A 20,462-nucleotide genomic window follows, 5' to 3' on the forward strand; every position below is an offset into this window, starting at 1 on the left:
TGTCGGCTCCTCAATCACGGGTGGGTGGTGGCTCATCCGGGACCCCCTGCGGCCCGGATGAGCCACCGGCTCAGAGGGTCAGCCGGAGCAGGGCGGGCCCGTCCGTCAGGCGGATCTCGAGGGCCGCGAGGTCCGGTGTCTTCAGGGCCGTGCCGATCGAAAGGCGGGCCGTGTTGTCCGGGAGGGCCTTCCAGGTCGCGAGCTGGGTCTCCACCCCGGTGCGGGAGATCGCCATCAGGACGTACTCGCCGCCGCTGCGGCCGCCCGTGTAGCTGCACGACATGTCGACCTGGGTGCCCCAGTCGAACGCCGCCAGGCGGGCGTCGGCGCGGACCGGGAACTGGCCCAGCGCCGTCATCGCGACCGACGGGGGCGGAGCAGGCGGAGCCGGGGCCGGCCAAGCCACCACGCCCAGTGCGACGCAGGCCGCCACCGCGACCGCCGCCGACCCCGTGGTCACCGCGAAGCGGATCCGGCGGCCGCGCCGGACGCGGCGGAGCACCGCCGGCAGCAGGTCCGGCGGTGGTGGACCGGCGTCGGGCATTGAAGCCGGCGTGTCCACCCGGGCCAGCAGCCCGGGCAGCCCCGCCAGCTCGCGGACCGAGGCCGCGCACCGGTCGCACGTGCGCAGGTGCTCCTCGAAGCGCTGCCGGTCCTCGGGGGCGAGCGCCCCGAGCACGTACGCGGCGTCGAACGTCGCGAACGGGTCTTCGCTCACTGGGTCACTCCCCTCTCCTCGAGCACCAGGCGGAGCGCGCGCAACGCGTAGTGCGTGCGCGACTTGACCGTCCCTTCGGCCACCCCCAGCTTCAGCGCCGCGTCAGCGACCGAATAGCCCTGGAAGTAGCACAGCAGCAGCACCTCGCGGTGCCGTTCCGACAGCTCGGCCAGCGCCTCGGCGACCAGCCAGCCCTGCACCGCACGGTCGGTGCCGTCGGCCACCACGCGGTCCGGTGGCCGGTCGGTCATCACCTCCGACCGCGCCGCCGCCGACCGCCAGCCGTCGATCGCGATCCGCCGGGCGACCGTGAACAGCCACGCCCGCGCCGAACCCTGCGACTGGTCCAGCACCGCCGGCGACCGCCAGGCCCGCAGCAGCGTCTCCTGGACGACGTCCTCGGCCCGGATCCGGTCACCGGAGGTCAGGTGCAGGGCGTAGGACCACAGCGCGGCCGCGTGGTCCTCGTGCAGCGCGCGCATCAGCGCCTCTTCGGCCACGTCCTTCACCGGCAATGCCTCAGACCGCGGTGCGGCGCCGGTCCTTCACGAATATCAGCGCGAGACCACCCACGATGCAGATCGCCTCGGTGATGACACCCCAGTACTCCGGCTGGCTGTTGAACTGGTCGTGGTTCCCCATGAACCCGACCGTCGCGGCCAGCACGTACGCGCCGAGCGTCAGCGCCCCGAACCCGGCCGCACCCAGCGCGGGCAGCCAGTGCCGCCAGGCCAGGACGGCGATCGCGAGCACCAGCCCGGCGATCGCGTCGAGCAGGAACAGCGTCCCGGTGATGCCCGAGTAGCCCTGCGTCCACAAGAAGTAGTGCACGCCCGCCGAGCCGAGCAGCGCGGCCGCCACGACGATGCGTAGAACCCAACTCACCATGATCGTTCCTCCACTCCACACCCACTCCGGTACATACACGGAACAGGGGGCGATCCGGTTCACCGGGAATTGAACCGAACGGGTGGCGCTCTCGTTCTTTAGGTCATGACAGCCGAACTGCACTCCCGCCGCACCGTCCTCTCCACCGGTGCCGCCGTCGCCGGTGCCGCCGTCGGCGCCGTCGCACTCACCGCCTGCTCGTCGGAATCGAACGGCAAATCGGGCACCGCGCAGGCCCCGATCGCCGCCGGGACGCCGCTGGTCGCGCTCGCCGAGGTCCCGGTCGGGCAGGCGAAGGCGGCGAAGGCCCCGGACGGCTCCGACGTGATCGTGGCCCGGACGTCCGAGTCGGCCTGCGCCGCGTTCAGCGCCGTGTGCACGCACCAGGGCTGCACCGTCACCCCGAAGGGCGCCGACCTGGTCTGCCCGTGCCACGGTTCGGTGTTCAACGCGCTCACCGGCGAGGTCAAGCAGGGCCCGGCGAACAAGCCGCTGCCGTCGGTGCCGGTCAAGGTCGAGAACGGGAAGGTCGTCACCGGCTGACGAGCCGGACGCGCGAACGGGCCCTGGTGGATCATCCGCCCACCAGGGCCCGTTCGCGTGTGCCGGAGAAAGCTCAGGCGTCCCAGGCGAACAGCCGGTCGCCGGCGGCGACCTCGCGTTCGGTGTCCAAACCGGACAAAATCTCCGCCGAGGCGTCGAGCGCGACGACCGGGACGATAGCCGAGTAGCCCGCCGCGGTCACCGCCTCCGGGTCCCAGCTGACGATCGGCTGGCCGGCCCGCACCTGCTCGCCCTTGACGACGTGCAGCGTGAAGCCCTCGCCCTTTTCCTTGACCGTGTCGATCCCGAGGTGGACCAGCACGGCCTTGCCGTCGTCGGTCGCGATGACGTAGGCGTGCGGGTGCAGCGTCGCCACCGTGCCGTCGACCGGCGCGACCGCGTCCGAGCGCCCGCCCGACGGCTGGACCGCGATGCCCGGGCCCACCATGGCCTGCGCGAACACCGGGTCGGGGACCTCGGTGATCGGCACCACGCGCCCGGCGACCGGGCTGAGGATGTCGGACGTCACAGCAGGTCCTCGATGTCGCTGGCGATGGTGTCCGCCTCCGGCCCGACGATCACCTGCAGGGCCGTCGACCCCATCTTGACCACGCCCATCGCGCCGGCCTTCTTGAGCGCGCCCTCGTCGACGAGGCTCATGTCCTCGACCTCGCAGCGCAGCCGCGTGATGCAGCCCTCGATCTCGGTGAGGTTCTCCGTGCCGCCGAGTGCGGCGAGGATCTTTTCGGGCCTGTCATCCGCCATCGCGGTCTCCTTGATCACTGTTTGTTGCCAACCTGACGCGAACCGCGTGTCCACCTGTACTACGCCGTTCGCCCGCATGCACCCCGCCGCGGGCCACGAACGGATAACGGTGGTTGACACCCGTCCGCGCGGCGGAGCATCCTGCCCCATCAGATCATTGGTCTAGACCGGAACGTACCAATGTTCCGGGCCGGACGCGAGCACCGGTCCCCCGGTGAAGCGAGAACGAGGAGGGTGACGCCGATGAGCGCGGCAGCGCACGTCCCGCCACCCGACCGGGTCGTCAACGGGCCCACGCCCAAGCACGCCCAGCTGCGGGAAATCCTCCGCCGCACGGTGGAGCGCGAGCTCCCGCCGGGTGCGCCGATCCCGTCGGAACGCGAGCTGGCCCAGCGCTACGGCGTGTCGCGGCTCACGGTCCGGTCGGCGATCGGCAAGCTGGTCGAGGAGGGCCTGCTCGCCCGGGTCCGCGGCAAAGGCACGTTCACCGCGGCCCGGCGGATGGAGCTGCAGCTCTACCTGATGTCGTTCACCGACGACATGCGGAGGCGGGGGCTGACCCCGACGACCGAGGTGGTCTCGGCGACCACCTCGGTGCCGCCCACCGCCTCGGCGCACGCCCTCGGCCTGACCGAGGGCACGTCCGCGCACCACCTGGTGCGGTTGCGCCACGCCGACGGTGTGCCACTGGCCGTCGAGCGTGGTTGGTACCACGCGGGCCGGGCCCCCGGCCTGCTCGGGCTCGACCTGACCCAGTCCATTTACGCGCAGCTGGCCGAGACGTACGGTGTGCGTCCCGATCAGGCGTGGCAGACGGTCTGGGCCGAAGGCGCGGACCGCGAGACGGCCCGGCTGCTGGGCATGCGTGCCGGCAGCCCGCTGCTCGTGTTCCGGCGGGTCTCCAGCGCCAAGGGCGACCCGATCGAAGACATCACGTCCTGGTACCGGGGAGATCACTACCAGGTGACCATGCAGTTGGACCGGAACACCCCGGAACCCGGTCAACCACCCCACTATGGAGGATCCAGATGAGCTCCACCACCGCGGAAGGGGCGACCAAGAAGGGCGGCGGAGGCCTCGCCGGTCTTCAGCGCTTCGGCCGTAGCCTCATGCTGCCCATCGCCACGCTCCCGGCGGCAGGCATCCTGCTGCGCCTCGGGCAAGAAGATCTGCTCGGTCCGAAGGGGCTGGGCTGGAACAAGGTCGCGGACGTCCTCGGCGCCGCCGGCGGCACGCTGTTCAACTGGCTGCCGCTGCTCTTCGCCGTCGGCATCGCGGTCGGTTTCGCCCGCAAGGGCGACGGCTCGACGGGGGTGGCCGCGGTCGTCGGCTTCTTCGTGTTCACCAGCGTGATCCAGGCGATCTTCCCCCTGAAGGACGTGCCGGGCTACAAGGCGGGCTCGACCGAGCTCAACCCCATCAACTGGCCGTACAGCGTCCTGGCCGGTGTCGTGGTCGGTCTCGTGACCGCCGTACTGTGGCAGCGGTTCCACCGGATCAAGCTGCCTGCCTACCTCGCCTTCTTCGGTGGCCGCCGGTTCGTGCCGATCATCAACGCCGTGGTCCTGCTCATCCTGGGCGTCATCTTCGGCCTCCTGTTCAAGTACGTGAACAGCGGCATCCAGGCGGTCGGCGAGGCGGTCACCAGCAACACCATCGTCGGCGGCGGCATCTACGGCCTGCTGAACCGGCTGCTCATCCCGGTCGGCCTGCACCAGCTCATCAACGTGCCGGTGTGGTTCATCTTCGACGGCGGTGACATCAACAACTTCTTCAAGCTGGGCGACCCGCACGCGGGCGGCTTCACCACCGGGTTCTTCCCGATTTTCATGTTCGCCCTGCCCGCGGCGGCTCTCGCGATCTGGCAGACCGCCCGGCCCGCACAGAAGAAGGTCGTCGGCGGTGTCATGATCGCCGCGGCGCTGACCTCGTTCCTGACCGGGATCACCGAGCCGATCGAGTTCTCGTTCATGTTCGTGGCGTGGCCGCTGTACATCTTCCACGCGATCATGACCGGCTTGTCGCTGGCGATCTGCAACGCGCTGGACATCCATCTGAGCTTCTTCTTCTCGGCCGGGGCGACGGACTTCGCCTTGAACTCGAGCGCCGCGGCGGCGTCCAAGACCTGGTTGCTCATCCCCATCGGACTCGTGTACGCCCTGATCTACTACGTGGTGTTCCGCTTCGTGATCACCAAGTGGAACCTGCGCACACCGGGCCGCGAGGACGACGCGGTCGAGTCGGACCTCGAAGCAACCGCCGCGAAGTAACATCGCACCCGACGAAACCCCGTAGCGAGAGGACGAACATGCCGGAGAAACGCGTCGCCGTGGCCAGCAAGGTGGGGCTGCACGCCCGGCCGGCCGCGCTGGTGGCGAAGGCGGCCGCGGCGCAGCCCGTCGCGGTGCAGATCGCCAAGGCCGGCGGGAACCCGGTGGCCGCCGGCAGCGTGCTCAACCTGATGACACTGGCCGCCGGCTACGGCGACGAGGTCGTCATCAGCGCCGAGGGCGAGGGTGCCGAGGAGGCCGTGGAAGCGGTCGCCCAGCTGGTCGCCACCGACCTCGACGCGTAGGCCGCGCAGGGTAACCACAAGAGCCGTGCGGGGTGTCTCTTCACGACACCCCGCACGGCTCTTGTGCCGCAACACGGTTCCTACCGAAGTCTCAGATTCGAACACTCGAAGATCTCGTCGGTCCAGGGCGCACACAATTCCCGGTAACGTTGAGCGTCCGACGCGCTCTTGAACCGGTCGAGCAGAGCCGCGATCAGCGCATCGAGATGTCGCCCCGATCTGTCCACAGCGCTGTTCGAGATCAGTTCCTCGTCACGGCGGATTCGTATCGTCCGCAACAAGACGGAGCCGGTCAGCGCGTCGCCGATCAGGCCGGCGACCGAGCGAAAATAGTGGGCGTCCGGGCTGTCGCACCGATCGACGCGATCCAGTTCGTCGCAGTAGACGTGCAACGTCGCCCAGTCGCCCATCACCACGAGACCCTGACAGGCGATGCAGAGCGCCCGGCGGTAGTAGTGGCGGGCTTTCAGGCGGTCGCCCGTTTCGGGATCACGCTCGACCAGATCCTTCAACGTGCCGCACAGGTCCAGGATGCGCGCCCGATCAAGGACGGGGAGCCCGTCCCGAACCATGAAGTACGGCCACCGAGGGTTGTCCGGGTCGGCTTTCCCCGCCACGTTCAGCAACCGGAGATTGCGGCTTCTCTTGTCCTTTTCGGCGAGTACCGCTTCCTCGTACCCGTCATGGTGGAACAAGAGGTTCAAGCTGACCATGCCGACCGGCTCGTCCACAGGTCCGGCACACACCGGGTATTCGTGCACCGGTCCTCTATAACGAATGCGGCTGTCCGCCCTGAAAATGCGGGGAACATCCTCCATGACCTGGTCGCGGCCGACGTGCTGAATAATCGGCGCGAAAACCAAATGGTCCAGGCCTTGCAGAACGTTCAACGATGCCAGACAGGAGAGCAACTGTCCGGCGGAGCGCCTGTCGATCCATTCATCAGCGTCGAGGAAAACCACCCAGCCCGTGCCGACGGCCTCAATGGCGAAGTTGCGAACCTCGGAGAAAGAATCCGCCCACGGCACCCGGGCCAACTGGACGCCATGCCGCCGGTACTCCTCCACGATGGCCGTGGTCTTGTCCACAGAACCGGTGTCCACGACCAGGACTTTGTCCAATCCCAGGCCCACCAAGCTATCCAGGCAACGCGCGACGCACCTTTCCTCGTCCTTGGCGAGAACCACAACACTCACCGGGCACGTCACCGGCGCGCCAATGACGGCAAGCGGGGCGAGCGGCGGAAAGAGCCGCTGGATCCATCGGCTCGGATGTACCTGGCCGTCGTTCACGTCCATCCCCCCATGGGATCACCGTAGGTGCCTACCCCGCACAAGACGGGAGATCGGCACCTACGGTCATCGATCACCTTCTACCGGGCCAGCCCGTCTTACTCACATGCCGTGGTAGCACGGCCGGGATCGTGGCCGCACCCCAGATCGCGAAGCTGACTGAGGAACTTGTAGCAGTTCCTCTCATTGGGACCGGTACCGACCGTGTACGAACCCCGATACCAGTGATAGTAGCCGTTGGATCCGCACCCTTTGAAATGATCGCGCGGGATCGGATCCGGCTGCCCACAATTGCTGTTCACCGACCGAGGCGCGGCAGCAACCGTACCGGCGGACGCAGTGGACGCGAACAATGCGGAAAAAGAAAGGCACACCGCGAGCGTGGCGCCGACCATGCCCGCCCCTCGAGCAAACCTGGAGCCCCGCACCCGTCCCGAGCCGGACTCGCCGACACTGCAGGATTTTACGGCTTCCAGATCAGCTTCCATGTCGTCCAGAAACGCCAAATGCTCACCGTTCATGCAGATTTCCCTCCTGAAATATCCGGAATCAGTGACAAAATTGGTGGTCGAGTGCGGTTTTCGTTTTCGCACGCGGCCGGGCCGAGGCTCAGCCCTTGGCGCTTCACCAATGCCGACGGGAACACCGATGGCCGCCCGCGGCGTGCTCAACCTGACGACGCCCAGCCGAACTGATTACTTCACCCTGAACGACGCGTCACATCGAAAACAATGAAACGCGCGACTACAAAATCGATGAAATAGGCCGTTCATCGCCCACACCCGCTGCGGCCGGCTAATCGGAACGGGTCACCTGCCCGTCGCGGCACCCGGCTCGACGTACCAGCCTCGCAACTGCGGCGCGGACCTGATCGCGTTCTCACACAGCGATTTCCCGGCGAGCGCGCCCGACCGCGCATCCGCCGCCACGGAGAAAACCACCAGGCGGATGCGACCCGGCCCCGTGACCACGCGCAGGTGCTGGATGCCCCACTCCGGCACGGCCAGCGCCCATAGCAGATCGACCACGAGGTTCGAGTCGAGCCGGCGCCGCGGGGCGCCCTCCGTCGCGGCCAGCGCAACGGTGGTCATGTACATGCGGCGCCCTCGCCTTCCCGGCCGGCTTACCTCCCGGGCACCGGAACCGTCGCATCCCAGTCGAAGCCGCCCGGGCCGTTTACCGCAACCGTCCCATTGTTCGGGCAATGAGTTTTTTTCATCCGTCCCCCTATTTCATCGCTGTCGAGCTTGAACAGAGCTTTGCGCACGGACACGGCGTACGGAAGGGATCGGGGATGGCACGAACCACCCGCGCACCTTCGTGCCAGGACGGGACTTCCCCACGCGATCATGATTTCGTTGACAACCCCCGCCGTCGCGGAGGTATGATCACCATGGGCGCAACAGTCCGACTACCGGGGAGGGTAGCTCGATTGATGTTGAAGCCATTCGGGGTCGACAGCACCGCCGAGACGGTTTACCGGACCATGATCGTCCACCGTGACTGGAATGTCGGCGAGATAGCCGGCGCCTTGGAGCTGCCCGAGTCGGACGTCCGCGCCGCGCTGGACAGGCTGGCCGATCTCGCCCTCGTGCGGCAGTCGCTGGAGAATCCCGGGTCACTGCGCCCGGTCGACCCGGAATTCGGGCTGTTGTCGCTGATTCGGGGCCGTCAGGTGGAACTGCACCGCAGCCAGCAAGAACTCACCGAAAGTCACGCGGCGGTGTCCGAACTGATCGCCACCCTGCAGACCACTGCGCCACGCATGGAAATCGACCAGCTGATCGGCATCGACGAGATCCAGAGCCGGATCGAGGTGCTGGCCCACCAGGCGACCACCGAATGTCTCTCGTTCATCCCCGCCGGCGCCCAGACACCCGAGAGCATCGCCGCCGGCGGCCCGTTGAACGACGCCGCGCTCGACCGCGGCGTGGCCGTCCGGACGATCTACCTGGACAGCCTTCGCAACGACCCACCGACGTGCAGGTACGCGAACTGGCTCACCAGCCGCGGCGGAGAGGTCCGGACCAGACCGACACTGCCCGCGCGGCTGCTCGTGGTCGACCGGGAAGTCGCGCTGCTCCCGCTGGATACTGGGCACAGCCGGGCCGGCGCCATCGAGCTCACGACGCGCAGCGTGGTCCAGATGCTCACGGCCTTCTTCGAACACCTGTGGCTGAGCGCCATCCCGTTCGGCACGGAACCACCGCGAGACGACGCGGGGGTGACCGGTCAGGAGCGGGAACTGCTGGCGCTGCTCTCACAAGGACTGACCGATGAAATGGCCGGCCGCCGGCTCGGTGTTTCGCTGCGCACCGTCCGCCGGACCATGGCCGGTCTCATGGAACGTCTCAGCGCCAAGAGCCGTTTCGAGGCCGGAATGCGCGCAGCCGAGCGGGGTTGGCTCGCCTGAAGGAGTGAGCCGGGCGCCGAACCCGGCCTACCTCGGGGCCGGAGGCCGGCGCGGGACGGCGTTTCGTAGGGTGGGCGCATGGAGAGCGTGCGCCTGATCGACGAGTGGCCGGTGGACAACGCCGCGACGGCCGTGGTGACGACGGACGGCACCGTGGCAGGCAGCCACGGCGACACCGCGCGGAGGTTCCGGCTGGCCTCGGTGTCCAAGCCGCTGACCGCCTACGCCGCGCTCATCGCGATCGAAGAGGGCGTCGTCGAGCTCGACACGCCGGCCGGGCCCGAGGGCTCGACCGTGCGGCACCTGCTCGCCCACACCTCCGGGCTCGCTTTCGACGCGCACCAGGCGATGGCCGCGCCGGGCACGCGGCGGCTGTACTCCAACGCCGGGTTCGAGCAGCTGGCCGACGCGCTGGCCGAGCACTCCGGCATCCCGTTCGCGCAGTACCAGGCCGAGGCGCTGTTCGCCCCGCTCGGCATGACGTCGACCGCGCTGGACGGGTCGCCCGCCTCCGGCGCGGTGTCTACTGTGGACGACCTGGTGGCCTTCGCCGCCGAGCTGCAGGCACCGAAGCTGCTGGATCCGGCCACCGTTGCGGAAGCGACGAACGTCGTGTTCCCCGGGCTTTCCGGCGTGCTGCCCGGTTTCGGGCACCAGAAGCCCAACGACTGGGGCCTCGGCTTCGAAATCCGCGACCACAAGAGCCCGCACTGGACGGGCGCGACCAGCTCGCCGCGGACGTTCGGCCACTTCGGCCAGTCGGGCACGTTCCTGTGGGTCGACCCGGACGCGGGCGCGGCCTGCGTCGCACTGACCGACCGCGCGTTCGGCCCGTGGGCCGCCGAGGTCTGGCCGCGCTACACCGACGCCGTCCTGGCGGACCTGGGCGCGGTCAAGTAGAAGTTCGTGAAGGCCACCTTGAGGAAGTTGAAGTTCCTCAAGGTGGCCTTCACGAACTTCGGGCGGCCGGGCCGCACACCTTCTTCAGTCCATGACGCGGATCGGCGATCCCGCCTGGTAGGCCGCGATGTCCTCGACCGCGTCGCCGTAGAAGATCTCGTAGACCTCCCGGGTGACGAAGCCGATGTGCGGCGTCAGGACCGCGTTGTCGAGTGTCCTCAGCGGATGGTCGGCGGGGAACGGCTCGGTGTCGTAGACGTCCAGCGCGGCGGCGCGGATCTCCTTGCGCCGCAACGCGTCCACCAGCGCGGCTTCGTCGACGATCGGGCCGCGCGAGGTGTTCACCAGCAGCGCGCTCGGCTTCATCGCGGCGAGCTCGGCCGCGCCGACCAGGCCGCGGGTGCGCTCGCCGAGCACCAGGTGGACGGACAGCACGTCCGACCGCGCGAACAGCTCGTCCTTGGTCACCGCGGTGACACCGTGCGGGTCCGCCTTCTCCTGCGTCAGGTTCTGGCTCCAGGCGATGGTCTCCATCCCGAAGACCTGGCCGATCTTGGCCGCGCCCGCGCCGAGCCTGCCCAGGCCGAGCAGGCCGAGCGTCTTGCCGTGCAGCATGGTGCCGACACCGGTCTGCCAGCCGCCCTCGCGCATGGACCGGAACTCCTGCGGCAGGTTCCGCGACGCGGCCAGGATCAGCGCCCAGGTGTGCTCGGCGGTCGGCTCCCCGAGGTAGCCGGTGGCGGACACCACGACGCCGGTGCGCCGCGCGGCCGGCACGTCGATGGCCGCGTTCCGCTTGCCCGTGCTGACCAGCAGCTTCAGGTCCGGGAGGGCGTCGAGCACCTCGGCGGGGAACCGGGTGCGCTCGCGCATCGCGACCACCGCTTCGAAGCCCTGCAGCTGCTTCACGACGTCGGTCAGGGGCTCGGTGAAGACCGTGATGTCGGCCTTCAGCGAGTCCCAGTCACCGAAGGTGAGGGCGACGTTCTGGTAGTCGTCGAGAATCGCGATCCGCATGGCCTCACCGTAGTGGGGCTCAGCCAGGGTCGGCAGCGGGTGGCTCGCCGGGGAAGAGGATCGGGCTGAGCAGGTACCGCGTGCGGTCGGGGCCGGCCGGGTTGGCCAGTCGCGGGAGGATCGCGGCACGCAGCTCGCCGACCATCGCGACGAGTTCGTCCCGGCTCAGCCAGATCGCGTGCTGCCGGTAGGCGACGGGGTCGGCCGACGGGTCGGTGCCGTCGCGGTCGAGGTAGGCGTTGAACTCGGCGACCAGGGCCGCGACCGCCACGGCGAACCCGCGCCGGTGATCCTCGGCCGACATCGACGCGGCCGTGTCGGAGTCGATGGACGCCCGGTCCCGGCGCAACCGGTAGTGGCGCTCGACCGCGCCGCGGACCCGGCGTTCGCCGGCCACCTCCAGGACTCCACCGGCGGCGAGCAGGTCGACGTGCCGGTAGAGCATCGCTTTCGAGACGTCCGGCAGCAGCGCGCCGAGCTGGGCGGTGGTGAGCGTCCGTTCGCCACGCATGGCGTGCACGATCCGCAGCCGCACCGGATGCCCCAGCAGTTCCAAGGTGTCCACTACTCAATGATCTCATGGCGTGATACCGTTCGCAAAATCCGAGAACGGTGGGGGTGGGGATGATGGCGGGCACGGATCCGGCGGCGGTCGCTCTGGCGGTCGTCGACATGGTGACAGCGGGACGTTTTGCGGACGCCGAGGAGCGGTTCGCGCCGCGGCTGCGGGCGGCGGCGTCGGCCGCGACGCTCCGGGTCGGCTGGGAGACGGAGATCGCCAAGGCCGGGCCGGTCCGGGCGGTCGGCGGCCCGGTGCGCGAGCCTGCCAAGGCGGGGCTGATCCGGGTGAGCGTCCCGGTGACCTGCGAGCGCGGGGGCCTCACGGTGATCATGTCGATCGACGACGCCGGCCTGCTGCACGGTCTCCGGCTCGCGCCGCCGACCGGCACGTCGTGGGAGCCGCCGCCCTACGCCGAGCCGGACCGGTGCACCGAGCAGGAGGTCACCGTCGGCTCCGGCCCGCTCTCGGTGCCGGGCACGATCACCCTTCCCCGGGGGTCCGGCCCGTGGCCGGGACTGGTGCTGCTCACGTCGGGGCCGGCGGACCGCGACTTGACGACCGGGCCCAACAAGCCGTTCAAGGACCTGGCGTGGGGGCTGGCCTCCCACGGCGTGGCGGTGGCCCGGTTCGACAAGGTGACCCACGTCCACCCCGGGGCCGGTTCCGAACCCGGCTTCACGATGGTCGACGAGTACGTGCCCCACGCGGTCGCTGCCGTCCGCCTGCTCCAGCAGCAGCCGGACGTGGACCCGGCACGGGTGTTCGTCCTGGGACTCAGCGGTGGCGGCAAGGCGGCTCCCCGGGTCGCGACCGCCGAGCCGTCGGTCGCCGGCGTGGTGAGCTTGGCCGGCGACACGGTGCCGCTGAGCCGGGCGGCCGTCCGGGTCGCCCGCTACCTGGCCGAACTGGACCCCGGACCGGCCACCACGGCGGCCGCCGAGTCGATCGCGCGACAGGCGGCGCTCGTCGAGAACCCCGGCCTGTCACCCGCGACCCCGGCGGCGGACCTGCTGTTCGGCTGGCCGGCCTCGTACTGGCTGGACCTGCGTGACTACGACCCGGTCGCGACCGCCGCCGCGCTGGACAAGCCGATGCTCATCCTGCAGGGCGGCCGCGACTACCAGGTGACCGTGGCCGACGATCTCGCGCGCTGGCAGGCGAGCCTGGCACAGCGGCCCGACGTCACGATCCGCGTCCACGACGCCGCCGACCACCTGTTCTTCCGCGGCGAAGGACCCTCCACGCCCGCGGCGTACGAGTCACCGCAGCACGTCGACCCGGCCGTGGTCACCGACATCGCGGACTGGATTTCGAGGCCGCGCTAGGGGACGAGCACGTCCACCCGGACCAGGTGGTGGTCGGAGGCGTCGTTCAGCCGGGACAGCGGGTCGGACGGCACCGGCCAGAACACCTCGGCACACCACGGCAGCAGCCCCTTGGACGGCAGCACGTAATCCGTCCGCAGGTTGCCCGGCGCGACGTCGTTGAAGTCGCCGGTGTCGAAGTACGGGTCGCTCTTCTGGCCGACGTTCGCGCCGCCCTGGGCCTGGGCGGCGAGCACCGCGCCCTGGCTGCCCGGGTACGTCTCGATGACGCGCCGGGCGTGCAGCAGCCGGTCGATGGCGCCGGGGACGCTGTCACCATCCAGGGGGTCGGAGTTGTTGTCGCCCGCGATCACGAACCGCTCGGCCGCGCCCAGGCCGCCGCGGTGGCCACGGTCGTCGTAGAGGTAGCCGCCCTTGCCGGGCGTCACGTAGTCGGCCCAGAACCGGATCTCGTCGTTGTTGCGGGTGCCGTTGCGGTCCTCCGGGCCGTCGAAGCTCGGCGGCGTCGGGTGCGAGACCAGGAAGTGCACGGTCGAGCGGCCGATCTGCAGCGGCAGGTCCCAGTGCGACTTCGACGACAGCCGCAGCACGTTCAGCTCCGCGGGGCTGTACCAGTCGTGCGGCGCCGGCGTGGCCGGGTCATCGGGCAGCAGCGCGCCCGGCATGTCCTTCCACCGGAAGTGCTGGAACGTCCGCACGTGCGCGAGGTCGATCGGGTACTTCGACAGCACGAGCAGCCCGTACTGGCCTTCGAAGACACCGAAGCCCTGGGCGTCGTTGCCGCCGCCGACCGTGCCGCTGCGGTCGAGGTCGAAGCCGGTCGGCACGCCCGTGTTGACCGGCGCGGTGTAGGCGTACGGGTAGTCGATGGGCTGCGCGCCGCGTTGGCCGATCGCCAGGTAGTTCTTCCGGAACAGGTCGGCGGCCGCGTTGCCGGGCGCGTAGTCGAACTCGTTGATCAGCTGGACGTCCGCGCGGTTGCGCTGGATCACCTCGGCGACCTCCTGCGCCTGGGCGTTGGCCGGCGTGGACAGGTCGGTGACGAGCTGCCCGGCGGTGGCGCGGTTCAGCGAGGCGTTGAAGGTGGCGAAGCGGACGCTGCGGCCGTAACCGGCGTCGGCGGTGGCGGGCACGAAGAGCGCTACGAGCGCGGCAGCCGTCAGCCCGGCGGCGATGCGTTTCACGGCGGTCACCCTATTCCGGATTCCGCCCGTCCGGGTGAGCACCAGGTGAACGTCCGACGTGACGCAGCCCTCTTGAACACGTTCAAAAACAGCGCTACCGTCCTTCTTGAACACGTTCAAAACAAGGAGGAACCATGGACCGGATAGTCCTCGCCTACGCCCTCTACCTGCTGATCAGCATCCCGCTGACGGTGCTCGTCGCCCGGACGCTGAGCAAGCACGGCCGCACCTTCCTCACCGAGGTCTTCACCGAGAGCCCCGGCCTGGCCAACGCCGTCAACCAGCTGCTGGTCGTCGGCTTCTACCTGATCAGCCTCGGCTTCGTGACGCTCTTCCTGACCAGCAACAGCTACGTCGTCACCGCCCGCGACGTGTTCGAGATGCTGTCGGTCAAGATCGGCACGGTGGCGCTCGTCCTCGGCGTGATGCACCTGTTCAACGTCCTGGTCTTCAACGGCATCCGGCGCCGCCACCTGGCCCCGAAGCCCATGCCGCTGCCGGTTCCCTACCCCGGCGTGCCGCAGGCCCCGCCCTTCCCGCAGCCCTGACGCCGCTAACGTGCAGCGCGTGGCCAAGAGCGAGGAAACGCGGTCCCTGATCGTCACGACCGCGATGCGGCTGTTCACCGAGAACGGCTACGACCGCACGACGATGCGCGCGATCGCCGCCGAAGCGGGTGTCTCCGTCGGGAACGCCTACTACTACTTCTCGTCGAAGGAACAGCTGGTCCAGGGCTTCTACGACGAGATGTCGGGGCAGCACCTGGCGGCGGCCAGGCCGCTGCTGGCCGGCGAGACCGGCTTCGCGGCCCGCCTCAAGGCGGTGCTGCTGTGCTGGCTCGACGTCGCCGAGCCCTACCACCGCTTCGGCACGCAGTTCTTCGTCAACGCGGCCGACCCGGAGTCGCCGCTGAGCCCGTTCAGCGACGACTCCTCGGCCGCCCGCGAGGCGTCGATCGGCCTCATGCGCGAGGTCGTCGAAGGCTCCGACGTCAAGCTCGACCCGGAGCTGCGCGAACAACTGCCGGAGCTGCTCTGGCTCTACCAGATGGGCGTGGTGCTGTTCTGGGTCCACGACCGCTCGGCCGGCACGAAACGCAGCCGGCTGCTGGTCGAGCGCAGCGTGCCGCTGCTGGCCCGGCTGGCCGCGCTCTCCCGGCTGCGGGTGTTCCGCCCGGTCAGCCGGGAGATCGTCGACCTGATCCAGGAGCTGGCTAGGCGGGACTGACCGCCCGGAAGTACAGGAACCGCGGCTTGGTCCGCAGGTTCGCCGCCCACTTCGGATCGGCGGCCTCGGCCTCCGGGACCGGCATCGGCTCCACCAGGCGGTCCACCGCGAAGCCCGCGTCGCGGACCGCCTGGAACGTCCAGCTCAGCGGGCGCCGGTGGAAGCGCACCACGGTGCCGGGCGGGAACTCGTCCTCCAGCAGCTCGAGCTCGAAGTAGTTCTCCTTGCCGAACCACCGCCAGTCCTCGCCCGGGTGGTGCACCGAGAACACCAGCGCCCCACCGGGTTTGAGCACCCGGCGGAACTCCGCCAGCGCCGGTCCCCAGTCCGCCAGGTAGTGCAGCACGAGCGACGCCGTGATGACGTCGATCGAGCCGTCCGGCAGGTCCAGGGGCCGGGCGATGTCGGCGACCTCGAAGCGGGCGACGTCGCCGAACTTGCGGCGCGCGACGGCGATCATCCCCGCGCTGGAGTCGACGCCGAGGACGTCGGCACCGCGCTCGGCCAGCAGCGCGCTCAGGTGCCCGGCCGCGCAGCCGACGTCCAGCACGCTCAGCCCGTCGACGGCCCCGGCCAGCTCGAGGATCGCCGGCCGGTCGTAGAGGGCGTTGGTGACGGACTTCTCCGCGTGCTCGGCGTAGGCCTCGCTGTGGGCGTCGTACTGCTCGGCCCGCGCGCGGCCGAGGATCTCCTCGACCACCTCCGTCTTGGCGTCGGCGTAGTTCTGGATGTACTTCCACGTCTTCCCGGCGAGTTCACGCTTCTTCGCCGCGTACAGCTCCAGCTCCTCCGGGTGCGAACGCAGGCGGTCGCGGAAGAGGCGGTACCGCGGGGTCTGGCCGTTGCCCGGCGAGTAGACGTGCAGGTTGATGTCCGTGTCCGGGCCCTTGAAGCAGCGGTGCTTCTCCCAGTCCGGCTCGCGGATGACGAGCCGGTAGCCCGCCGCCTCCAGCGCCGGGACGTAGGCGTCCTCGTCGTCGGAGTCCGGGACTTCCAGGAGGATGTCGACGATCGGCTTGGCGCACAGGCCGGGTACCGACGTCGAGCCGACGTGCTCGAGCACGAGCACCCGCTCCCCCAGGATGCCGCAGATGCGCTCGGCTTCGCGTGCGAAGAGCTTCGGCCACTCCGGGTCGTAGTCGGCGAGCGTGACGGTCGAGTTGAGCTTCGGCGCTTCGCCGACCCAGACCCCCTGGACCTCTTCGTCGCTCAACGCTTCTTGGCTGGTCATTCCGGTAGACCCCCTTCAGGAAGGCAGTCGACCAGATTATCAACGCGCGCAAGCGGTTTCTTCAGTCGATCGGCAGCGGCAGCAGGTTGCCCGTCGCCGCGCGCAGCGCGTCCCGCATCGCCGCCCGCGGGGCCGGGCGGCCGGTGAAGTGCTCGGCCTGGCCGAACGCCTGGTGCAGCAGCATGTCCAGCCCGGTGGCCAGCCGGCCCCCGCGCGCCGCGACCGCTTCGGCGAGCGGCGTCGGCCACGGGTGGTAGATGACGTCGAGGACGTGCTCGACCGCCGCGAGGTCGGCGACGTGCGCGGCGACCGCGTCCGGCGGGACGGTGTTCACGAGGACCGCCGCGGACCCCAGGGTCGCGAAGTCGGTGTCGGCCCAGCGCAGGACGTCGACGTCGAGCGCGGCCCGCTTCGCCGCGTCGAGGGTCTCCCCGGCCCGGGCGGGTTCGCGCACGACCAGCCGCACCTGCCGGACGCCGAGGGCGGCGAGCCCGACGACCGCCGCCGCCGCCGTGCCGCCCGCGCCGAGCACCACCGCGGTGTCCGCCGGGGACGGCTCGTAGCCGCCCGCGGCACGCAGCGCGCCGGTGACGCCCTCGACGTCGGTGCAGTCCGCGAGCCAGCCCCGCTCGGTGCGGACCAGCGTGTTGGCCGCGCCGACGGCGGCCGCGCGCGGCGTCACCTCGGCCGCGTGGTCCAGTGCCGCGCGCTTGCCCGGCATGGTGACCGAGAAGCCGGCCCACTCCGGGCCGAGGCCGTCGACCAGGCCCGGGAGCTCCTCGGCGCTCGTCTCGATCCGCTCGTAGGTCCAGCCGGTCAGGCCGAGCGCGGCGAACGCGGCGCCGTGCAGCACCGGGGACAGCGAGTGCGCCACCGGCTTCCCGAGCACGGCGGCCCGGCGAGGCTCAGATGACACCGCGTGACCTGGCCAGGTCCCGGTTGCGGTTGTGCTCGTCGTTGGTGACCGCGAAGCAGGACAAGCCGTTCTTCTCGCACTTGACGAAGTACACCCAGTCACCGTCCGGCGGCTTCACCGCGGCCTTGATCGCGTCCGAGCTCGGCACCGCGATGGGCGTCGGCGGCAATCCGGTGTTCTTGTAGGTGTTGTACGCACCGGACTTCACCCGGTCGTTTTCGTCGGTCAGCAGCGTCGGCCGGTCGAGCACGTAGTTGACGGTGGAGTCCATCTGCAGCCGCATGGTGGGGGTGGCCTTCAGCCGGTTGTAGATGACCCGCGAGAGCTTGCCGAAGTCGGCCTTCACCGCCTCGCGTTCGATGATCGAGGCGATGATCAGCGTCTGGTACGGCGTCGCCCCCGGGCCGGTCGACTGCGGCGTGAGCCCGGCGTTCTGGATCGCCTCGGCCGAGGTGCGCACCAGCTGCCCGAGGATCTCCTGCGCGGTGGATCCGGGCTTGACGTCGTAGACGCCGGGCGCGATCAGGCCCTCCAGCCTGCGGTCCTTGCGGTCGGCCTTGTTCGCGGGCTCGATCGCCCAGTCGGGCACGCCGAGCTGCTTGAGGTCCGCCGCGTCGACGGCCTTGCGCAGGTCGTCCGCGGAGACGCAGGTGCTCTTGCCGTTGAGCTGCGCGCACGACGCCTTCGCCATCAGGCTGTACACGCCGGGCGTGACCTTGCCGTCGGGCTGGGTGATGTCGTCGAACTGCGTGTACGGCCGGATCTCCAGCTGGCCGACGCGGGCGGCCGCGTCGGTGATCCGGTCGACCGCGCTGGCCCCGGACATGTGCGACTTCATCACGTAGAAGCCGTGCTGGACCCGGGCGAGCTTCGCGTTGCCCTCGCCCGCCTTGACGAACGCCTTGCTGCTGGCGACGACGCCCGCGGTGGTGAGCTTCGCGCCGATGGCCGACGTCGTGTCGCCGTCGTCGACCTGGAACACCACGTCGTCGGTGCCGGCGCCCTCGAAGTCGTCGTACCCGAAGAACCTGTTGAAGCCGTACCAGGCGCCGCCCGCGAGCAGGGCGATCACCGCGATCGCGGCGACCCAGCCGAGGGCGCGCTTGCCCTTCTTCCGCGGCTTGTCCGGCTCGTCGTCGTAGTCGTCGTACTCCTCGTAGTCCGACTCGCTGTACTCCGACTCGTCGTAGTCCTCGTACTCGCCGTACTCGTCGTAGTCCGCGTACTCGTCGTCCTCGGCGAACTGCTCGGGCTCCTCCTGCGGCGCGCGCGCCGGTTCGGCCGGGGGCGGCGGGGCCAGCGCGGGCAGGACGTCGGTCACCGGCTCCTCGCGCACGGGCGGCGCCGGCGGGCGGCGGCGAGGCTCCGCGCCGGATTCGGGCACGCCTGCGGAGCGGTCACCCGGCTGGGCGGCCCGCCGGACGGGCGGCTCGGCGTCGGGATCCAGGGCCGCACGGCGCCGTCGCGCATCGACGGCCTCGGCCGCGTCGGGGGCGGCCCGGCGGCGGCCGGGCGGCCCGGCGGCCTCCATCGGCTCGGGTGCCGGGCCACGCCGGCCCGGCTGCGGGTCGGCCGCGTCGGGATCCGCGCGACGCCGCCGCGCGGGCGCCGGCTCGATGCGCTCGGGCAGGGCGCGCCGCTGGGCCTCGGCCTCACCGGGGTCCGGGGCCGCGCGCCGCCGGGGCGGCCTGGCCTCGGCCTCGGCGGGCTCGGGCGCGGCCCGCCGCCGGGACGGCCTGCCTTCGACCTCGTCGACGTCCTGAGCCGCACGCCGCCGGGGCGACCGGTCGTCGGCCTCGTCCGGGGCCCCGCGTCGCCGGGAGGGCCTGCCTTCGACTTCGTCGAGGTCTTGAGCCGCACGGCGCCGGGCCGACCGGTCGTCGGCCTCGTCCGGATCCGGGGCCCCGCGCCGCCGGGGCGGTCTGGCCTCGGCCTCGGCGGGCTCGGGCGCGGCCCGCCGCCGGGCCGGTCTGCTCTCCGGCTCGTCGACGTCCGGCGCGCCGCGACGCCGGCGCGGAGCCGGCTGTTCGATCTCGGAGCCCTCGTCGAGGCCGTGGCGGGCGTGGGCGGCGCGGGCCGGGGCGGCCCGCCGCTCCCGCGGATCGAGGTCGGCGTCGGCCGAAGGCAGGGTGCCGGGCGGCTCCAGGCGGCGACGGCCGGGTTGCGGCGCGCCGCCGCGCGGGTCGTAGCCCGGAGGCTCCTCCCGCCGGGCCCGGCGGGAGGGCTGGGGCAGGTCGTACTCGCCGCTGGGTGCCTGCCCGCGCGGTGGCAGCTCGTGCTGCCCGCTCGGGCTGCGGCGCGGGTCCGCGGCCCGGGGGTCGCGCGGGTCGGCGCGGCGCGGAGCGGGCCGGGACGGCGGCGGAGTGGCCGCTTCCGGCTCACGCAGTCGCCGGCGCCCGCGTGGGGGCTCAGGTGGCTGCTCGTTCATCGGTCTCCCTCCCGGGCGCGGTGCGCAGCGGCGGCGTCGATCCAGGCCTGCAGGATCTCGACGGCGGCGGCCTGGTCGACCACCGCACGCTGCTTGCGGCCTTTGACCCCGCGCTGGGAGAGGATGCGGGATGCGGTGACCGTGGTCAGCCGCTCGTCGCCCAGCCGGACCGGCACGGGCGCTATCCGCCCGGCCAGGCGTTCAGAATACGCGATCGCCAGCTCGGCCGCCGGTCCCTGGCGGTTGGCGAGCGTTCTGGGCAGGCCCACGATCACCTCGACCACCTCGTGCTCGGTGACGAGGGCGGCCAGCTGGTCCAGATCACTGTCGTCGGTCGCATCGCGGGAGAGGGTAACCAATGGCGAAGCGAGCACGGGTGCCGGATCGCTCAGCGCCACGCCGACCCGGACGGATCCGACATCCACCCCGAGCCGACGGCCGCGCCCCGGATCGTCCTTGCCTGGCCGATCCGGGCCAC

At 70.6% G+C, this 20,462-nt stretch carries 24 protein-coding genes; 10 read left to right on the forward strand and 14 right to left on the reverse strand.

The genetic code is table 11. The annotated features are described in order from the left end of the window. Positions 1–70: 70 nt before the first annotated feature. From ACLJQF_RS19515 to ACLJQF_RS19525, 3 genes are read right to left on the reverse strand one after another with little or no spacing between them, the layout of a single operon-like run. A complete protein-coding gene (locus tag ACLJQF_RS19515; RefSeq protein ID WP_410610494.1) occupies positions 71–718 on the reverse strand; it encodes an anti-sigma factor family protein in 648 nt (215 codons plus the stop codon). Next, entirely contained in the window at positions 715–1,227 is a 513-nt protein-coding gene (locus tag ACLJQF_RS19520) for a sigma-70 family RNA polymerase sigma factor (protein WP_410610496.1), read from the reverse strand. Before ACLJQF_RS19520 ends, ACLJQF_RS19515 begins: the two co-directional genes overlap by 4 nt. A 10-nt stretch (positions 1,228–1,237) precedes the next feature. Next, positions 1,238–1,606, reverse strand: a complete 369-nt coding sequence (locus ACLJQF_RS19525; RefSeq protein WP_410610497.1) for a hypothetical protein — start codon at positions 1,604–1,606, stop codon at positions 1,238–1,240. A gap of 105 nt (positions 1,607–1,711) precedes the next feature. Between ACLJQF_RS19525 and ACLJQF_RS19530 the strand changes: the two genes are divergently transcribed. Continuing rightward, on the forward strand, positions 1,712–2,149 hold the full coding sequence (locus ACLJQF_RS19530) for a ubiquinol-cytochrome c reductase iron-sulfur subunit (protein ID WP_360183497.1): 438 nt from the start codon (positions 1,712–1,714) through the stop codon (positions 2,147–2,149). 73 nt (positions 2,150–2,222) lie between these two features. Here the strand turns inward: ACLJQF_RS19530 and ACLJQF_RS19535 are convergent, their stop codons facing one another. Further along, complete coding sequence (locus tag ACLJQF_RS19535) at positions 2,223–2,678, reverse strand: PTS glucose transporter subunit IIA (RefSeq protein ID WP_410610499.1); 456 nt, start codon at positions 2,676–2,678, stop codon at positions 2,223–2,225. After that, a complete protein-coding gene (locus ACLJQF_RS19540; protein WP_167384636.1) occupies positions 2,675–2,914 on the reverse strand; it encodes a glucose PTS transporter subunit EIIB in 240 nt (79 codons plus the stop codon). The genes ACLJQF_RS19535 and ACLJQF_RS19540 overlap by 4 nt, the downstream gene beginning before the upstream one ends. 243 nt (positions 2,915–3,157) lie before the next feature. Here ACLJQF_RS19540 and ACLJQF_RS19545 point away from each other — a divergent pair, with 243 nt between their 5' ends. The 3 genes from ACLJQF_RS19545 to ACLJQF_RS19555 are packed head-to-tail and all read left to right on the forward strand — an operon-like array spanning position 3,158 to position 5,489. Further along, positions 3,158–3,946, forward strand: coding sequence for a GntR family transcriptional regulator (locus tag ACLJQF_RS19545; protein WP_410610500.1), 789 nt, complete (start codon positions 3,158–3,160; stop codon positions 3,944–3,946). Beyond that, positions 3,943–5,184: a PTS transporter subunit EIIC gene (locus ACLJQF_RS19550; protein WP_410610501.1), complete on the forward strand. Its 1,242-nt coding sequence runs from the start codon at positions 3,943–3,945 to the stop codon at positions 5,182–5,184. The genes ACLJQF_RS19545 and ACLJQF_RS19550 overlap by 4 nt, the downstream gene beginning before the upstream one ends. 38 nt (positions 5,185–5,222) lie before the next feature. Next, positions 5,223–5,489: an HPr family phosphocarrier protein gene (locus ACLJQF_RS19555; protein WP_103335999.1), complete on the forward strand. Its 267-nt coding sequence runs from the start codon at positions 5,223–5,225 to the stop codon at positions 5,487–5,489. Between the two features lie 80 nt (positions 5,490–5,569). Here the strand turns inward: ACLJQF_RS19555 and ACLJQF_RS19560 are convergent, their stop codons facing one another. Beyond that, positions 5,570–6,787, reverse strand: coding sequence for a glycosyltransferase (locus ACLJQF_RS19560; RefSeq protein WP_410610503.1), 1,218 nt, complete (start codon positions 6,785–6,787; stop codon positions 5,570–5,572). Between the two features lie 285 nt (positions 6,788–7,072). Between ACLJQF_RS19560 and ACLJQF_RS19565 the strand changes: the two genes are divergently transcribed. After that, positions 7,073–7,516, forward strand: coding sequence for a hypothetical protein (locus ACLJQF_RS19565; RefSeq protein WP_410610505.1), 444 nt, complete (start codon positions 7,073–7,075; stop codon positions 7,514–7,516). Between the two features lie 74 nt (positions 7,517–7,590). On the opposite strand, the gene ACLJQF_RS19570 is transcribed toward ACLJQF_RS19565, so the two are convergent. Continuing rightward, positions 7,591–7,872: a hypothetical protein gene (locus ACLJQF_RS19570; protein WP_410610506.1), complete on the reverse strand. Its 282-nt coding sequence runs from the start codon at positions 7,870–7,872 to the stop codon at positions 7,591–7,593. Between the two features lie 293 nt (positions 7,873–8,165). Between ACLJQF_RS19570 and ACLJQF_RS19575 the strand changes: the two genes are divergently transcribed. Then, positions 8,166–9,194, forward strand: a complete 1,029-nt coding sequence (locus ACLJQF_RS19575; protein WP_410610508.1) for a helix-turn-helix transcriptional regulator — start codon at positions 8,166–8,168, stop codon at positions 9,192–9,194. A gap of 78 nt (positions 9,195–9,272) precedes the next feature. Next, positions 9,273–10,094 carry a serine hydrolase domain-containing protein gene (locus ACLJQF_RS19580; RefSeq protein ID WP_410610509.1) on the forward strand — a complete coding sequence of 274 codons (822 nt, stop codon included), beginning with the start codon at positions 9,273–9,275 and terminating at the stop codon, positions 10,092–10,094. Positions 10,095–10,178: 84 nt separating this feature from the next. On the opposite strand, the gene ACLJQF_RS19585 is transcribed toward ACLJQF_RS19580, so the two are convergent. Together ACLJQF_RS19585 and ACLJQF_RS19590 are read right to left on the reverse strand one after the other, a co-directional pair. After that, a complete protein-coding gene (locus tag ACLJQF_RS19585) occupies positions 10,179–11,111 on the reverse strand; it encodes a D-2-hydroxyacid dehydrogenase family protein (protein WP_410610511.1) in 933 nt (310 codons plus the stop codon). A gap of 19 nt (positions 11,112–11,130) precedes the next feature. Beyond that, positions 11,131–11,676 (reverse strand): helix-turn-helix domain-containing protein, encoded by a 546-nt coding sequence (locus ACLJQF_RS19590; RefSeq protein ID WP_410610512.1) that lies wholly within the window; start codon positions 11,674–11,676, stop codon positions 11,131–11,133. Positions 11,677–11,738: 62 nt separating this feature from the next. On the opposite strand from ACLJQF_RS19590, the gene ACLJQF_RS19595 reads away from it, so the two are divergent. Further along, positions 11,739–12,998 (forward strand): hypothetical protein, encoded by a 1,260-nt coding sequence (locus ACLJQF_RS19595; protein WP_410610514.1) that lies wholly within the window; start codon positions 11,739–11,741, stop codon positions 12,996–12,998. On the opposite strand, the gene ACLJQF_RS19600 is transcribed toward ACLJQF_RS19595, so the two are convergent. After that, complete coding sequence (locus ACLJQF_RS19600; protein WP_410610515.1) at positions 12,995–14,182, reverse strand: endonuclease/exonuclease/phosphatase family protein; 1,188 nt, start codon at positions 14,180–14,182, stop codon at positions 12,995–12,997. The genes ACLJQF_RS19595 and ACLJQF_RS19600 overlap by 4 nt on opposite strands. Positions 14,183–14,316: 134 nt before the next feature. On the opposite strand from ACLJQF_RS19600, the gene ACLJQF_RS19605 reads away from it, so the two are divergent. Then, positions 14,317–14,730 carry a hypothetical protein gene (locus tag ACLJQF_RS19605; RefSeq protein WP_410610517.1) on the forward strand — a complete coding sequence of 138 codons (414 nt, stop codon included), beginning with the start codon at positions 14,317–14,319 and terminating at the stop codon, positions 14,728–14,730. Positions 14,731–14,749: 19 nt separating this feature from the next. Then, positions 14,750–15,409 (forward strand): TetR family transcriptional regulator, encoded by a 660-nt coding sequence (locus ACLJQF_RS19610; protein ID WP_410610518.1) that lies wholly within the window; start codon positions 14,750–14,752, stop codon positions 15,407–15,409. Here ACLJQF_RS19610 and ACLJQF_RS19615 read toward each other — a convergent pair. From ACLJQF_RS19615 to ruvX, 4 genes are all read right to left on the reverse strand, one after another. Continuing rightward, entirely contained in the window at positions 15,396–16,640 is a 1,245-nt protein-coding gene (locus tag ACLJQF_RS19615) for a GrpB family protein (protein WP_410610520.1), read from the reverse strand. The two genes, ACLJQF_RS19610 and ACLJQF_RS19615, sit on opposite strands and share 14 nt — an antisense overlap. Positions 16,641–16,701: 61 nt before the next feature. Further along, a complete protein-coding gene (locus ACLJQF_RS19620; protein WP_410610883.1) occupies positions 16,702–17,529 on the reverse strand; it encodes a shikimate dehydrogenase in 828 nt (275 codons plus the stop codon). A gap of 16 nt (positions 17,530–17,545) precedes the next feature. After that, on the reverse strand, positions 17,546–19,984 hold the full coding sequence (mltG, locus tag ACLJQF_RS19625; protein ID WP_410610522.1) for an endolytic transglycosylase MltG: 2,439 nt from the start codon (positions 19,982–19,984) through the stop codon (positions 17,546–17,548). After that, entirely contained in the window at positions 19,981–20,409 is a 429-nt protein-coding gene (ruvX, locus tag ACLJQF_RS19630) for a Holliday junction resolvase RuvX (RefSeq protein WP_315863291.1), read from the reverse strand. The genes mltG and ruvX overlap by 4 nt, the downstream gene beginning before the upstream one ends. Positions 20,410–20,462: the final 53 nt, after the last annotated feature.

It is taken from the genome of Amycolatopsis sp. lyj-109, assembly GCF_046548995.1.
Classification (GTDB): Bacteria; Actinomycetota; Actinomycetes; order Mycobacteriales; family Pseudonocardiaceae; genus Amycolatopsis.